Annotated in this window: 3 protein-coding genes and 6 pseudogenes; all 9 read right to left on the bottom strand. The window is 68.6% G+C overall.

Translation table 11 applies throughout. The features are described from left to right. Positions 1-603: a hypothetical protein gene (locus IPN92_18235; protein MBK8640119.1), complete on the bottom strand. Its 603-nt coding sequence runs from the start codon at positions 601-603 to the stop codon at positions 1-3. Between the two features lie 945 nt (positions 604-1,548). After that, positions 1,549-2,481, bottom strand: a pseudogene (locus IPN92_18230) (fibronectin type III domain-containing protein). A 933-nt stretch (positions 2,482-3,414) separates the two neighbouring features. Then, positions 3,415-4,263 (bottom strand): annotated as a pseudogene (locus IPN92_18225) (fibronectin type III domain-containing protein). Between the two features lie 255 nt (positions 4,264-4,518). Continuing rightward, positions 4,519-6,360, bottom strand: a pseudogene (locus tag IPN92_18220) (RCC1 repeat-containing protein). A gap of 228 nt (positions 6,361-6,588) precedes the next feature. Continuing rightward, positions 6,589-7,620: pseudogene (locus IPN92_18215) on the bottom strand (RCC1 repeat-containing protein). An 827-nt stretch (positions 7,621-8,447) separates the two neighbouring features. After that, a pseudogene (locus IPN92_18210) lies at positions 8,448-9,464 on the bottom strand (RCC1 repeat-containing protein). Between the two features lie 288 nt (positions 9,465-9,752). Further along, a pseudogene (locus IPN92_18205) lies at positions 9,753-10,193 on the bottom strand (fibronectin type III domain-containing protein). Then, the gene (locus IPN92_18200) at positions 10,190-11,335 is read right to left on the bottom strand and encodes a hypothetical protein (GenBank protein ID MBK8640118.1); all 1,146 of its coding nucleotides are present in this window, start codon (positions 11,333-11,335) and stop codon (positions 10,190-10,192) included. Before IPN92_18200 ends, IPN92_18205 begins: the two are co-directional and overlap by 4 nt. Before the next feature lie 868 nt (positions 11,336-12,203). Continuing rightward, positions 12,204-14,450, bottom strand: a complete 2,247-nt coding sequence (locus IPN92_18195) for a tRNA(Met) cytidine acetyltransferase (GenBank protein MBK8640117.1) — start codon at positions 14,448-14,450, stop codon at positions 12,204-12,206. Positions 14,451-14,499 lie beyond the last annotated feature (49 nt).

Raw genomic sequence — 14,499 nt, 5'->3', positions numbered from 1 at the left:
CTAATCGTCGCTCTTCAGGATGACCGTCCCGCTGGCGGACGTCCCCACGGCATAACCCGTGCCCGCGACCAAGGTCAGGATAATACTTTCGTCGATCTCCACCCGGCTGTCCTGGAGCGGGGTAACCGTCTTAGTGACCTTGGCCACGTTGGCCGGGAAGCTGACGCTGGTGCCCAGCGCCGTATAGTCGCGGCCCGCGGTGGCGGTCCCGCTGACGCCATAGTTAACCGTCAGGGTGGCGGCAATGCTCCCCGCGCGGGTGAAGGTGTAGCGCCCGGTGGTCAGGCCGGCCTCGGTGGTGGTGGCATCGGAGGCGCTGACGCTGACGGTTTGGGTCACCGGTTCATCGCTGGTGATCGTCACCGTGGCCCTGGCCGGGCTACCCACGGCGTAGTTCGGGCTGGGGTTCAGGGTCAGGACGACCGTCTCGGGTAACTCCTGCAGCGTATCCTGCTTGGGCTTGAGGACCTTGGTGATCCGCGTCTTGCCGGCGGGGATGACGACACTGGTGCCGAGGGCGAGGTAATCTTTACCGCTGGTGGCGGTGCCGGTCAGGGTATAGCCGAGGGTGAGGGCGGCGGCGGTGTCGCCGGTGCGGGTGATGGTGTATCGCCCGGTGGTGAGCCCGGCCTCGGTGGCGGTTTTGTCGCTGGCGGCCACGGTGATGACCACCGGGACAAAGCTGGCGCTGACCGCGCAGGTGGCGGTGATGGGACCGGTGGTGTAGGTGATGCCGGACAGGCTGCCCTCGCAGCCACTTACCGTGCCAATGCTGTAGCCGGTGTCGGGCGTGACGGCGAAGCTGGTGGTGGCGCCATGGGCCACCGTCTGGCTGGGCGGGCTGATGCTGCCGTTGGCCTCCGCCGTGGCGGTGACGGTGTAGCTGATCGGGGTAAAGGTGGCGTTGACCGTACAGGCGGCGGTGATGGGACCGGTGGTGTAGGTGGTGCCGGCCAGGCTGCCGCCGCAGCCACTTACCGTGCCAATGCTGTAGCCGGTGTCGGGGGTGAGGGTGAAGCTGGTGGTTGTTCCGTAGTCAACGCTGCGCGAAGCTGGGCTGATACTGCCGTTGGCCCCCGCCGTGGCGGTGACGGTATAGCTGTTCAGGGTAAAGCTGGCGCTGACCGTACAGGCGGCGGTGATGGCGCCGGTGGTGTAGGTGGTGCCGGACAGACTGCCCCCACAACCATTGGCGCTGGCGCGGTAACCCGTATTGGGGGTGACGGTGAAGCTGGTGGTGGCGCCGTGGGCCACCGTCTGGCTGGGCGGGCTGATGGTGCCGTTGGCCCCGGCGGTGGCGGTGATGGTGTAGCTGTTCAGGGTAAAGGTGGCGCTGACCGTACAGGCGGCGGTGATGGGACCGGTGGCGTAGGTGGTGCCGACCAGGCTGCCCCCGCAGCCCGTAACGCTGGCGCTGTAGCCGGTGTCGGGGGTCACGGTGAAGGTGGTAGTTGTTCCGTAGTCAACGCTGCGCGAAGCCGGGCTGATACTGCCGTTGGCCCCCGCCGTGGCGGTGACGGCAATCTGGAAGTTCGCCCCGGCCACGTTGGAGTAAGGCGAATCCCCCGTCCAGTTATAACCCCGTACCCGATAACGATAGGTAGGACCCGCCGTGACGGTCGTGTCGGCATAGCGGGTGGTATTGGCCACATCGGTAGCGATCTGGGTCCAGGTTTCGGTTCCGGTGCTCTGGCGCTCGATTTTGAAGCCATCCTCGTCGCTGCTGTTGTCCCGCCAGCTCAGGTCGATGCGCGTGGCCGTGGTCTGGGTGGCCGTCAGGTCAGAGGGCGCCAAGGGCAAGGCGGGGGTGGTGGCGCTGGCCTCGTTGGACCAGGCCGAGGGGCCGGCCCAGTTGGTAGCGCGCACCCGGTAGCGGTAGAGCCGCTGCTCGGACACGCTGATGTCGGCATAGGCGGTGGTATTGGCGGCCGGGGTGGTGAGCGGTATCCAGTCCCCCGCCGCGCCCTCCTGGCGCTCGATGGCGAAGGCCGCCTCGTCGCTGCTCCGGTCCTGCCAGGTCAGGGTGATGACCGCGGCGTTGGCCACCGTCGCCGTCAGGTTGGCGGGGGCGACGGGCAAGGCCGGCGTGGCGCGAGTGACCTCGTTGGTGTAACCGGAGGCCCCGGCCCCATTGATGGCGCGCAGGCGATAGACGTAGGTCGTCGCGGGCGTCAGGCCGGTGTTAGCGTAAGCCGTGGCATTGGCCCCCAGGGTGGCCAGCAGGGCCCAGGTCCCGCCCGCCCCGATCTTACGTTCGAGTTGAAAGCCGGTCTCGTTGCCGCTGTTGTCCCGCCAGGTCAAGTCGATGCGCACGGCGGAGGCCGCCGTCGCCGCCAGCGAGGAGGGGGCGGGCGGGGTCAGGGCATTGCCGAACCCCGTGACCACGACCGGGCTCGTCCGTTGGGTTGTGGTCCCATCGCCGATCTGACCGTCGGTGTTATTGCCCCAGGCCAGGACGGTGCCGTCGTCCCGGATGGCCAGGGAGTGAGCGCCGCCGCCCGCCGCCGTGGCGATCCCGGTGAGGATCTCGACCGGGGTCGCGCTGTTGGCGGTGGTGCCGTTGCCGAGTTGGCCCGCGCTATTGAGGCCCCAGACCCGCAGGCGGCCGTCGGTGGTGATGGCCAGGCCGTGGTTGGCGCCAGCGGCGAGGGCGGCCACCCCGCTCAGGATCTGATAGGGGCTCGACCGGTTGACGCTGCCCCCGTCTCCGAGTTGGCCGTACTGATTACGGCCCCAGGCCCAGAGGGTGCCGTCGTTACGCAGGGCCAGGCTGTGCTCGCTGCCGGCGGCCAGGGCGGCGACGTTGCTCATGACCTGCACCGGGTTGTGGCTGTTGGTGGTGGTGCCATTGCCGAGCTGGCCATAGGTATTGGCGCCCCAGGCCAACAGGCGGCCATCGGTGGTCAGGGCCAGGGAATGGGTGCCGCCCGCCGCCAGGCCACCCATGCCCGTCAGGATTTGCACCGGGGCCAGGTGGCTGGTGGTGGTGCCATCGCCCAGTTGGCCGAGGCTATTGGCCCCCCAGGCCCAGAGGCTGCCGTCGCTCTTGAGGGCCAGGCTGTGGCGAGTGCCGCCCGCCGCGGCGCTGACCAGGGTCAGGACCTCGGTCGGGGTGGGGCGGTTGCTGGTGCTGTTGTCGCCCAACTGGCCCTGGTCATTGAGGCCCCAGGTCAGGAGCCGCCCCGTGCTGGTAACGGCCAGGGCATGGTTGGCGCCGGCGGCCAGTTGGGTGATGCTGCTCAGGATCGCCACCGGCTGGGTGCGGCTGGTGGTGGTGCCATCGCCTAGCTGCCCGTACCCGTTCGCGCCCCAGGCCCAGAGGCGGCCATCCCCCTCCAGGGTCAGGCTATGGGACTCACCGGCGGCGACGCGGGGCCGGGCTGCCTGATCCAGGCTGGTGGCGCTGGCCTCGTTGGAGTACGGGGAAGCCCCGGCGCCGTTGCTGGCGCGGACCCGATAGACATAGAGGGTGGCCGCGGTCAGGCCGGTGTCGGCATAGCCGGCGGCATTGGCCGGTGCCGTGGCGATGGGGGCCCAAGTGCCGCCCACACCGGTCTTGCGCTCGATCTGGAATTCCCACTCATTGTCGCTGCGGTCTTCCCAGATTAACTGGATGCGGGTAGAGGACACGGCACTGGCCGTGAGGTTAGTGGGCACGCTGGGCGGAATCAGGGTCGTCGCCGACGCCTCGTTGGAATAACCGGAATACCCCACCAGGTTAGCGGCGCGGACGCGATAGACATAGGTGACCGGAGCGGCAAGGCCGGTGTCGCCGTAGCTGGTGACGTTGGGTGCCAGGGTCGTGATCTGGGCCCAGGTGCCGCTGGTGCCGGTTTTGCGTTCCACCAGATGAGCGGTTTCCCAGGCGCTGTTGTCGGTCCAGGTCAGGTTGATGCGGGTGTCGGACGTGGCGACCGCGGTGAGCTGGGTTGGCGCCGCATTGATCGTCGCCGCCGCCGCCTCGTTGGAATAGGTGGAATAGCCCACCGTGTTGGCGGCGCGGACGCGATAGACATAGGTGCCCGGGGACGCGAGACCGGTGTCGGCATAGGTGGTGACGTTGGGTGCCAGGGTCGCGATCTGGGCCCAGGTCCCGCCCGTGCCGGTCTTGCGCTCCACCAGATTGGCGGTTTCCCAGGCGCTGTTATCGGTCCAGGTCAGGTCAATGCGGGTGTCGGACTGGGCGCTCGTGACCAAGCCGCTGGGCGCGTTGAGCGGCAGGGTCGCGGTCACTTCCGGGGTGTAAGCGGAGGCGCCCACCATGTTGTAGGCGCGCACCCGGTAGCCATAGGTAACGGTCTCGCTCAGACCGGCATCGGCGTAACCGGTCGCATTGGCCCCCAGGGTCGCCAGCAGGGCCCAGGCGTCCTCCCCACTGCGGCGTTCGACCTGGAAGCCCAGCTCATTGCCGCTGGTATCGGTCCAGGCCAGGGTGATACCGGTGGGCGAAACGGCCTGGACGCCGAGGTAGGTGGGGGCTGGCGGACGGTCAGTCACCTGACTGGGGCTGGTGCGATCCGCGGTCGTCCCATCCCCCAGTTGCCCATAATAGTTATTGCCCCAGGCCCAGAGGCTGCCGTTGGTCTTGATGGCCAGGGTGTGGGAGCTCCCGGCGGCTATGGCGCTAACCCCGGTGAGGACCTGGGTAGGCGTGGCACGATCCGTGGTCGTCCCGTCGCCCAGTTGCCCGTATTCGTTATTGCCCCAGGCCCAGAGGCTACCGTTGGTCTTGAGAGCGAGGGTGTGAGAACCCCCGGCGGTCAGGTTGGCGACGCCGGTAAGGATCTGCTGGGGCGTGGTGCGGGTGGTGGTCGTGCCGTCGCCCAGTTGCCCGAATTCGTTGTTGCCCCAGGCCCAGAGGCTGCCATCGGCCTTGAGGGCCAGGGTGTGAGAACCCCCGGCGGCCAGGTTGGCGACGCCGGTAAGGATCTGCTGGGGCGTGGTGCGGGTGGTGGTCGTGCCGTCGCCCAGTTGCCCGTAAGTGTTAGAGCCCCAGGCCCAGAGGCTGCCGTCGGTCTTGATGGCCAGGGTGTGAGAACCCCCGGCGGTGATGACGGCAACGCCGGTGAGGACCTGGGTGGGCGTGGTGCGGGTGGTGGTCGTCCCGTCGCCCAGTTGTCCGGAGCCGTTATAGCCCCAGGCCCAGAGGCTGCCGTCGGTCTTGAGGGCCAGGGTGTGAGAACCCCCGGCGGCGACGGCGGCGACGCCGGTAAGGATCTGCTGGGGCGTGGTGCGGGCGGTGGTCGTCCCATCGCCCAGTTGTCCGGAGCCGTTATAGCCCCAGGCCCAGAGGCTGCCGTCGGTCTTGAGGGCCAGGGTGTGATATAACCCGGCGGTGATGGCGGCAACGCCGGTAAGAACCTGGGTGGGCCTGTAACGACGCGTGGTCGTGCCATCGCCCAGTTGCCCGTAAGTGTTATTGCCCCAGGCCCAGAGGTTCCGATCGGACCCGATTAACAAGCTGTGATCAGACCCAGCAGCAAGGCGCCGCTCGGTGACCATCGCCTCGTTGGAATAGCCGGAGCTACCAGCCCCGTTGGCGGCGCGCACCCGGTAAACGAGGTCCGTCGTGGGGGCGGTGATGCTATCGGCATAGAGGATGGCATTGGCCGGCGCCGTGGCGATGGTGGCCCAAGTGCCGCCAGCACCAGTCTTGCGCTCGATCTGGAATTCCCACTCGTTGTCGCTCCGATCTTCCCAGATCAGCAGGATGCGGGTCGCGGATACGGCACTGGCCGTGAGGCTGGCCGGCGCGTTGGGAATGTACCAGGGGGTGGCCGCCGCCTCGTTGGAATAGGTGGAATAGCCCACCGTGTTGGCGGCGCGGACGCGATAGACATAGGTGACCGGGGACGCGAGACCGGTGTCGGTATAGGTGGTGACGTTGGGTGCCAGGGTCGCGATCTGGGCCCAGGTCCCGCCCGTGCCGGTCTTGCGCTCCACCAGATTGGCGGTTTCCCAGGCGCTGTTATCGGTCCAGGTCAGGTCGATGCGGGTGTCGGACTGGGCGGTCGCGGTGAGCTGAGTTGGCGCCGCATTGATCGTCGTCGCCGCCGCCTCGTTGGAATAACCGGAATACCCCACCGTGTTGGCGGCGCGGACGCGATAGACATAGGTGCCCGGGGACGCGAGACCGGTGTCGGCATAGGTGGTGACGTTGGGTGCCAGGGTCGCGATCTGGGCCCAGGTCCCGCCCGTGCCGGTCTTGCGCTCCACCAGATTGGCGGTTTCCCAGGCGCTGTTATCGGTCCAGGTCAGGTCAATGCGGGTGTCGGACTGGGCGCTCGTGACCAAGCCGCTGGGCGCGTTGAGCGGCAGGGTCGCGGTCACTTCCGGGGTGTAAGCGGAGGCGCCCACCATGTTGTAGGCGCGCACCCGGTAGCCATAGGTAACGGTCTCGCTCAGACCGGCATCGGCGTAACCGGTCGCATTGGCCCCCAGGGTCGCCAGCAGGGCCCAGGCGTCCTCCCCACTGCGGCGTTCGACCTGGAAGCCCAGCTCATTGCCGCTGGTATCGGTCCAGGCCAGGGTGATACCGGTGGGCGAAACGGCCTGAACGCCGAGGTGGGTGGGGGCGGGCGGCGGGTCATTGGCGATGCCGGTCAACTGAACCGGGCTGGCACGATTCGTGGTCGTCCCGTCGCCCAGTTGCCCGTAAGCGTTAGAGCCCCAGGCCCAGAGGCTGCCGTCGGTCTTGAGGGCCAGGGTGCGAGAACTCCCAGCGGCCATGGCGGCGACTCCGGTAAGGATCTGCTGGGGCGTGGTGCGGGTGGTGGTCGTCCCGTCGCCCAGTTGCCCGTAATAGTTATAGCCCCAGGCCCAGAGGCTGCCGTCGGTCTTGAGGGCCAGGGTGTGGTAACCCCCAGCGGTGATGGCGGCAACGCCGGTGAGGACCTGAGTGGGCGTGTATCGATGCGTGGTCGTGCCGTCGCCCAGTTGCCCGTAAGTGTTAGAGCCCCAGGCCCAGAGGCTGCCGTCGGTCTTGAGGGCCAGGGTGTGGTAACCCCCGGCGGTGATGGCGGCAACGCCGGTGAGGACCTGAGTGGGCGTGTATCGATGCGTGGTCGTCCCGTCGCCCAGTTGCCCGTAAGTGTTATAGCCCCAGGCCCAGAGGCTGCCGTCGGTCTTGAGAGCCAGGGTGTGGTAACCCCCGGCGGTGATGGCGGCAACGCCGGTGAGGACCTGAGTGGGCGTGTATCGATGCGTGGTCGTGCCGTCGCCCAGTTGCCCGTAAGTGTTATTGCCCCAGGCCCAGAGGCTGCCGTCGGTCTTGAGAGCCAGGGTGTGAGAACTCCCGGCGGCCATATTGGCAACGCCGGTAAGGATCTGCTGGGGCGTGGTGCGGTTGGTGGTCGTGCCGTCGCCCAGTTGCCCGTAATAGTTATAGCCCCAGGCCCAGAGGCTGCCGTCGGTCTTGAGGGCCAGGGTGTGATTTTCCCCTGCGGCGATGGCGGCGACCCCAGTGAGGATCTGGGTGGGCGTGGTGCGGGTGGTGGTCGTCCCGTCGCCCAGTTGCCCGTAATTGTTATAGCCCCAGGCCCAGAGGCTGCCGTCGGACCCGAGATACAAGCTGTGGGAATACCCAGCAGCGAGACGCCCCTGCACGGCTGCGGTGACCATCGCCTCGTTGGAATAGCCGGAGCTACCAGCCCCGTTGGCGGCGCGCACCCGGTAAACGAGGTCCGTCGTGGGGCGGTGATGCTATCGGCATAGAGGATGGCATTGGCCGGCGCCGTGGCGATGGTGGCCCAAGTGCCGCCAGCACCAGTCTTGCGCTCGATCTGGAATTCCCACTCGTTGTCGCTCCGATCTTCCCAGATCAACTGGACGCGGGTAGAGGACACGGCACTGGCCGTCAGGTTAGTGGGCGCGCTGGGCGGGATCAGGGTCGTCGCCGCCGCCTCGTTGGAATAACCGGAATACCCCACCGTGTTGGCGGCGCGGACGCGATAGACATAGGTGCCCGGGGACGCGAGACCGGTGTCGGCATAGGTTGTTAGGTTTGGCCCCAGGGTGGAGATCTCGGCCCAGGTGCCGCTGGTGCCGGTCTTGCGCTCGAGGCGATAGGCGGTTTCGCCGGCGCTGTTATCGGTCCAAGTCAGGTCAATGCGGGTGTCGGACTGGGCGCTCGCGACCAAGCCGCTCGGCGCCCTGGGGAGTACGGTTGAGGTGACTTCCGGGGTGTAAACGGAGGCGCCTGCGGTGTTGTAGGCGCGCACCCGGTAGCCATAGGTAACGGTCTCGCTCAGACCGGCATCGGCGTAACCGGTCGTATTGGCCCCCAGGGTCGCCAGCAGGGCCCAGGCGTCCTCCCCACTGCGGCGTTCGACCTGGAAGCCCAGCTCATTGCCGCTGGTATCGGTCCAGGCCAGGGTGATACCGGTGGGCGAAACGGCCTGAACGCCGAGGTGGGTGGGGGCGGGCGGCGGGTCATTGGCGATGCCGGTCAACTGAACCGGGCTGGCACGATCCGTGGTCGTCCCGTCGCCCAGTTGCCCGTAAATGTTAAAGCCCCAGGCCCAGAGGCTGCCGTCGGTCTTGAGGGCCAGGGTGTGATAAAACCCGGCGGTGATGGCGGCAACGCCGGTGAGGACCTGGGTGGGCGCAGTGCGATCCGTGGTCGTCCCGTCGCCCAGTTGCCCGAAATAGTTATAGCCCCAGGCCCAGAGGCTGCCCTCGGTATTGAGGGCCAGGGTGTGATATTGCCCGGCAGCCAGGTTGGTGACCCCGGTGAGGACCTGGGTGGGCGTGGCAAGGTTCGTGGTCGTCCCGTCGCCCAATTGCCCGAATTCGTTATTGCCCCAGGCCCAGAAGCTGCCGTCGGCCTTGAGGGCCAGGGTGTGATGACCACCGGCGGCCAGGTTAGCGACCCCGGTAAGGATCTGCTGGGGCGTGGTGCGGGTGGTGGTCGTCCCGTCGCCCAGTTGCCCGTAAGTGTTATAGCCCCAGGCCCAGAGGCTGCCGTCGGTCTTGAGAGCCAGGGTGTGATAATACCCCCCGGAGACGGCGGTAATCCCGGTGAGGATCGGGGTGGGCGTGTAACGACTCGTGGTCGTGCCGTCGCCCAGTTGCCCGTAAGTGTTATTGCCCCAGGCCCAGAGGCTGCCGTCGGTCTTGAGAGCCAGGGTGTGAGAACTCCCGGCGGCCATATTGGCAACGCCGGTAAGGATCTGCTGGGGCGTGGTGCGGTTGGTGGTCGTGCCGTCGCCCAGTTGCCCGTAATAGTTATAGCCCCAGGCCCAGAGGCTGCCATCGGTCTTGAGGGCCAGGGTGTGATTTTCCCCTGCGGCGATGGCGGCGACCCCGGTGAGGATCTGGGTGGGCGTGGTGCGGGTGGTGGTCGTCCCGTCGCCCAGTTGCCCGTAATTGTTATAGCCCCAGGCCCAGAGGCTGCCGTCGGACCCGAGATACAAGCTGTGGGAATACCCAGCAGCGAGACGCCCCTGCACGGCTGCGGTGACCATCGCCTCGTTGGAATAGCCGGAGCTACCAGCCCCGTTGGCGGCGCGCACCCGGTAAACGAGGTCCGTCGTGGGGGCGGTGATGCTATCGGCATAGAGGATGGCATTGGCCGGCGCCGTGGCGATGGTGGCCCAAGTGCCGCCAGCACCAGTCTTGCGCTCGATCTGGAATTCCCACTCGTTGTCGCTCCGATCTTCCCAGATCAACTGGACGCGGGTAGAGGACACGGCACTGGCCGTCAGGTTAGTGGGCGCGCTGGGCGGGATCAGGGTCGTCGCCGCCGCCTCGTTGGAATAACCGGAATACCCCACCGTGTTGGCGGCGCGGACGCGATAGACATAGGTGCCCGGGGACGCGAGACCGGTGTCGGCATAGGTTGTTAGGTTTGGCCCCAGGGTGGAGATCTCGGCCCAGGTGCCGCTGGTGCCGGTCTTGCGCTCGAGGCGATAGGCGGTTTCGCCGGCGCTGTTATCGGTCCAAGTCAGGTCAATGCGGGTGTCGGACTGGGCGCTCGCGACCAAGCCGCTCGGCGCCCTGGGGAGTACGGTTGAGGTGACTTCCGGGGTGTAAACGGAGGCGCCTGCGGTGTTGTAGGCGCGCGCACCCGGTAGCCATAGGTAACGGTCTCGCTCAGACCGGCATCGGCGTAACCGGTCGTATTGGCCCCAGGGTCGCCAGCAGGGCCCAGGCGTCCTCCCCACTGCGGCGTTCGACCTGGAAGCCCAGCTCATTGCCGCTGGTATCGGTCCAGGCCAGGGTGATACCGGTGGGCGAAACGGCCTGAACGCCGAGGGGGGGGGGGGGGGGGCGGGGGGTCATTGGCGATGCCGGTCAACTGAACCGGGCTGGCACGATCCGTGGTCGTCCCGTCGCCCAGTTGCCCGTAAATGTTAAAGCCCCAGGCCCAGAGGCTGCCGTCGGTCTTGAGGGCCAGGGTGTGATTTGTCCCTGCGGCCAGGTCGGCGATCCCGGTGAGGACCTGGGTGGGCGTGGCACGAGCCGTGGTCGTCCCGTCGCCCAGTTGCCCCACAGAGTTATCACCCCAGGCCCAGAGGCTGCCGTCGGTCTTGAGGGCCAGGGTGTGGTAACCCCCGGCGGCGACGGCGGCGACCCCGGTAAGGACCTGGGTGGGCGTGGCACGATCCGTGGTCGTCCCGTCGCCCAGTTGCCCGGAGCCGTTATAGCCCCAGGCCCAGAGGCTGCCATCGGTCTTAATAGCGAGGGTGTGATAATACCCGGCGGCGATGGCGGAGATCCCGGTGAGGATCGGGGTGGGCGTGGTTCGGTTCGTGGTCGTCCCGTCGCCCAGTTGCCCGAGATCGTTATGGCCCCAGGCCCAGAGACTGCCGTCGGTCTTGAGGGCCAGGGTGTGAATATCCCCGGCGGCGATGGCGGCGACCCCGGTAAGGACCTGGGTGGGCGTGGCACGAGCTGTGGTCGTCCCGTCGCCCAGTTGCCCGACAGAGTTATCGCCCCAGGCCCAGAGGCTGCCGTCGGTCTTGAGGGCCAGGGTGTGACTATTCCCGGCGGCGACGGCGGCAACGCCGGTGAGGACCTGGATGGGCGTGGCACGAGCCGTAGTCGTCCCGTCACCCAGTTGCCTGGACCAGTTCGCGCCCCAGGCCCAGAGACTGCCGTCGGTCTTGAGGGCGAGGGTGTGATATGCCCCTGCGGCCAGGTTGGCGACCCCGGTGAAAACCTGGGTGGGCGTGGCACGATTCGTGGTCGTCCCGTCGCCCAGTTGCCCGTAATCGTTACGGCCCCAAGCCCAGAGGCTGCCGTCGAACCTGAGATATAGGCTGTGCCAATCCCCAGCAGCGATCCGAGCATTCCCAGCGCTAGCCTGCACCTCGGCCACTAAGTCGGAGGCCATGAGTCCCTCCAACGCGGCCGCGCCCACCTCCAGGGTGAGGCTGGGCGCGCCGACCCCTGGCGCTCGTAGCCCGACGGCGTGGGCCGCCGCCGGCCCGTCGAAGGCGGTGGGGTCGTCCCGGGCACCGGGCGCGCCGTCCGCCACCGTGGTTCCCGCGCCGGCCCGGACGAGGGTGTTGATCCCGGGCCGCGCCTCCAGGCGCTGAAAACTGCCATCGGGGAGGCTATCGAGCAAATCCGCCCCGGTCGCCCCCTGGTCTTGCTGCCACTGGGCGCCTTGGGCCGCGTCCAGGCGGTCGGGTTCGACGGCGGGTAGGCGCAGGTCCACCCGGACCCGGGCCTGGCCGGCGGTGGCGATCTGGTCCCGCAAGGCCTCGGCAGTCGCGGCGAAGTCCGCGGTATCCCGCCATGCTGGGGGCAGTGGCAAGTCGTAGAAGGGATCGAAAGCGGCGGGATAGGGTTCCGCGGCGCTGACCGGCCGGGGGTGCTGGCCGGTACCGGCCAGCACCAGCAGGCAGGCCGCCAGGAAACCGAGGGTTTTTGAACCTCGCCGCCACCAACCGGGATGAGTGGACATGGGTAATGGCTCCTGGCGGCTGGCGGTCGCGAATCATGGTCGGGGGTGGCCGGCCGGGCGGCCTGGCAAGGGTGTGAGGTTAGACCCCCGGCCGACGGCTGGCAAGGACGTCATTTACGACACAAAGCGACATTTCGTGCGCTAGCCTCTTGATAATGCGGATGTGGCGATAAAAGAGGCGGTGGGCCTGGCGAGAAAATATTTTTCATTCGGGACGGCGGGAGGGGGAAAGGCGTCCCGGCACCCGGATACGGGGTCGTTGGGGCCCGTTGCCCGGTCGGTAAGGGTGACGTTAGCGGCCCTCGGCCTCCCCCAGGGCCACCAGCAAGGCGGCGGTCACTTCCCGCACGCGCAGAATCACCTCCGCCCGGCCGGCGAGGCCCGTGAGCCGGGCGACCTCGCCCCAATCCCGGTGCTGGAGCAGGAGGACGACGAGGAGGATGGCTTGCATGAGACTGATCTCGCCCTGCTTCAGCGCTGGCCCCAAGTAGCGCTCCGTCAAGGCCCGCAGGGAGACATAGCTGGCCTCGAAGGGCCGTTGGGCGAAGGCGAAGGCCGCCAGTTCGCGCCAGTCCGGCTCGTCGCTGGCGGGGGGTGAGTCCGGGGCGGTCATGGCCAGCAGGGTGGCGGCCAGGTCGGGCTCCAGGCCACGGCAGGGGCCGGTGAGGTGGGCGGGCAGGCGGCGGCTAAAGCGCTCCCGGGCGCCTTGGGCCAGTGACTCGCCGCTCGCCGACAGGGCGCCCAGGACGACGGCGGCCTGGGCGCCGCTGGCGGCGTTGCGGTGGGTGCCCAGGTGGACGGGGGCCATGCCGCAGGCCGCCCAGAAACCGAGCAGGTCCCGGGTGGCGCCAAAGCTGACGCCCACCAGATCCTGATGCTCGGCCCGGGCCTGGTCCTGGATGTTGCTCACCAGGAGCCGGCCCAGGCCACGGCCTTGGGCGGCGGGATGCACGGCGATGCGCAGAATCCTCGCCCAACTCAGGAGCGGGGCCTCGGCCAGGCCGGCATGGGCGCTGAGGGTCTGGGGCAGCAGGTGGCCCCGCGGTCGTCGTCGGCCCGCGTAGATGTCGCGGGCCAGGTCCGGGGGGAAGCGACCCTCCCGGGCGACCAGGGCGGTGGCGGCGATCTGGCCCCGGTGTCTCAGGACCTGGACCTGGAGGTTGGGGCCATCCAGGAGGTGGCGCAGGTCCAGGGGCCGGGTCTGGTAGTGGGCCAGGACCAGGAGGCCGAAGAGTTGCGACAGGCTGGTCTCGTCAACCGCCAGGGCGTCGCGGTCGAGCCGGGCATGCTGGCAGTTGGCGGGGTTGGCGTCCGCCAGGTCCGCCGCAGCGGCGGGGGCGGCATCCAGCAGGAGGGCGCGGGCGACGAGGGCCTCCAGGGGGTCGTCCGGCGCCCAGCGGATCGGCGTCTGGAGTTCGATTTGGCGGTAGTGGGGCGTCAGACGCTGGAGGGCCTGGCGGAAGCGGACCTCGAAGCCGTGCCCGGTGCCCTCGTAGCCGTGAATAGTGGAGGAAAAGACCAGGCGCGGGTAGGCGGCGAGCAGGTGCTCCAGCAGGGGCGCCGGGATGGCGGCCGCCTCATCGACCAGCAGCAGGTCGGCGGGCTCGGACCCCTGGCAGAGGGCATCCGGGGGCAGGAAGCGGATCTCGCCCTGGCCGAACTCAATGCGATCGGCGTGGATCCGGCCCTGCTGGAGCCAGGCGGCGGCATGGTGGAAGAGGGGGGCGACGGCGGCCAGGCGCGGGGCCGTGACCAGGATGCGCGGCAGGCCCTCGGCCAGTAATTGGCCCGCGGCCAGACCCAGGGCCGCGGTCTTGCCCCGGCCGCGATCGGAGACCATGACCAGGGGGCGCCGGGCACGGCCCCGGGCCGTGTGCAAAATAGCCTGGACCGCCTCGGCTTGATCCGGGGTGCGGCATGTCGCTCCCGGATCCTTGGGCGCAGGGCAGGCGGGCGCCGGGGATTGCACTGAGTAGCCTGCCGGGGGGGGCGGCGCTGTCAGCCATGACGGCTGGCCCTGTTCGATCAGGGTCAGGCCCTCCTGGCTTACCAATACTCGTGCCAGGCGCGCCAGAAAGCGGCCGCCGAGGTCCGCGGGGGCGTAGCCCTCGACGGCGATGCGTCGCGCCTGGGTGTCCGGCAGCCGGGGCCAGTCCTGGAGGGGTGGCGTCAGGAGCAGGAGCAGGCCGCCCCCGCGCAAGGCACCGGTGGCGGCGCCAAAGCTGTCGGGATCAAAACCAGCCTGGGCGTCATACACCAGATAATCCAGTTCCCGTCCCAGCAGGGTGAGCCCAGCGGCCAGGGGTTGGTGGGTCCGGGTCAGGGGCCCATCGGCGAGCCAGACCCCGGTGCCAGGCGGGTCCCACAGGCAGGCCTCGGCCATCTCCCGGGTCCAGGCCGCCGCGCCGGCGATGACCAGGGTCAGCCGATGGCGGCGAGCGCTGGCTTGCTGGCGCCACGCCTGGACCCGGAGCGCGAGGGCCAGGGGCTCGTCGGGGAGGGGGAGGCGGCGGGTGGCGGCCACGGGCGTTTCAGGCATCCGGGTCAGGCCTCGCTAGGGCATGGGTAGCGGCAGGGGGGGCATAAAC

It is taken from the genome of Chromatiaceae bacterium (assembly GCA_016714645.1).
Lineage (GTDB): Bacteria > Pseudomonadota > Gammaproteobacteria > Chromatiales > Chromatiaceae > M0108.
This window is presented reverse-complemented; position numbering and strand designations above follow the sequence as displayed.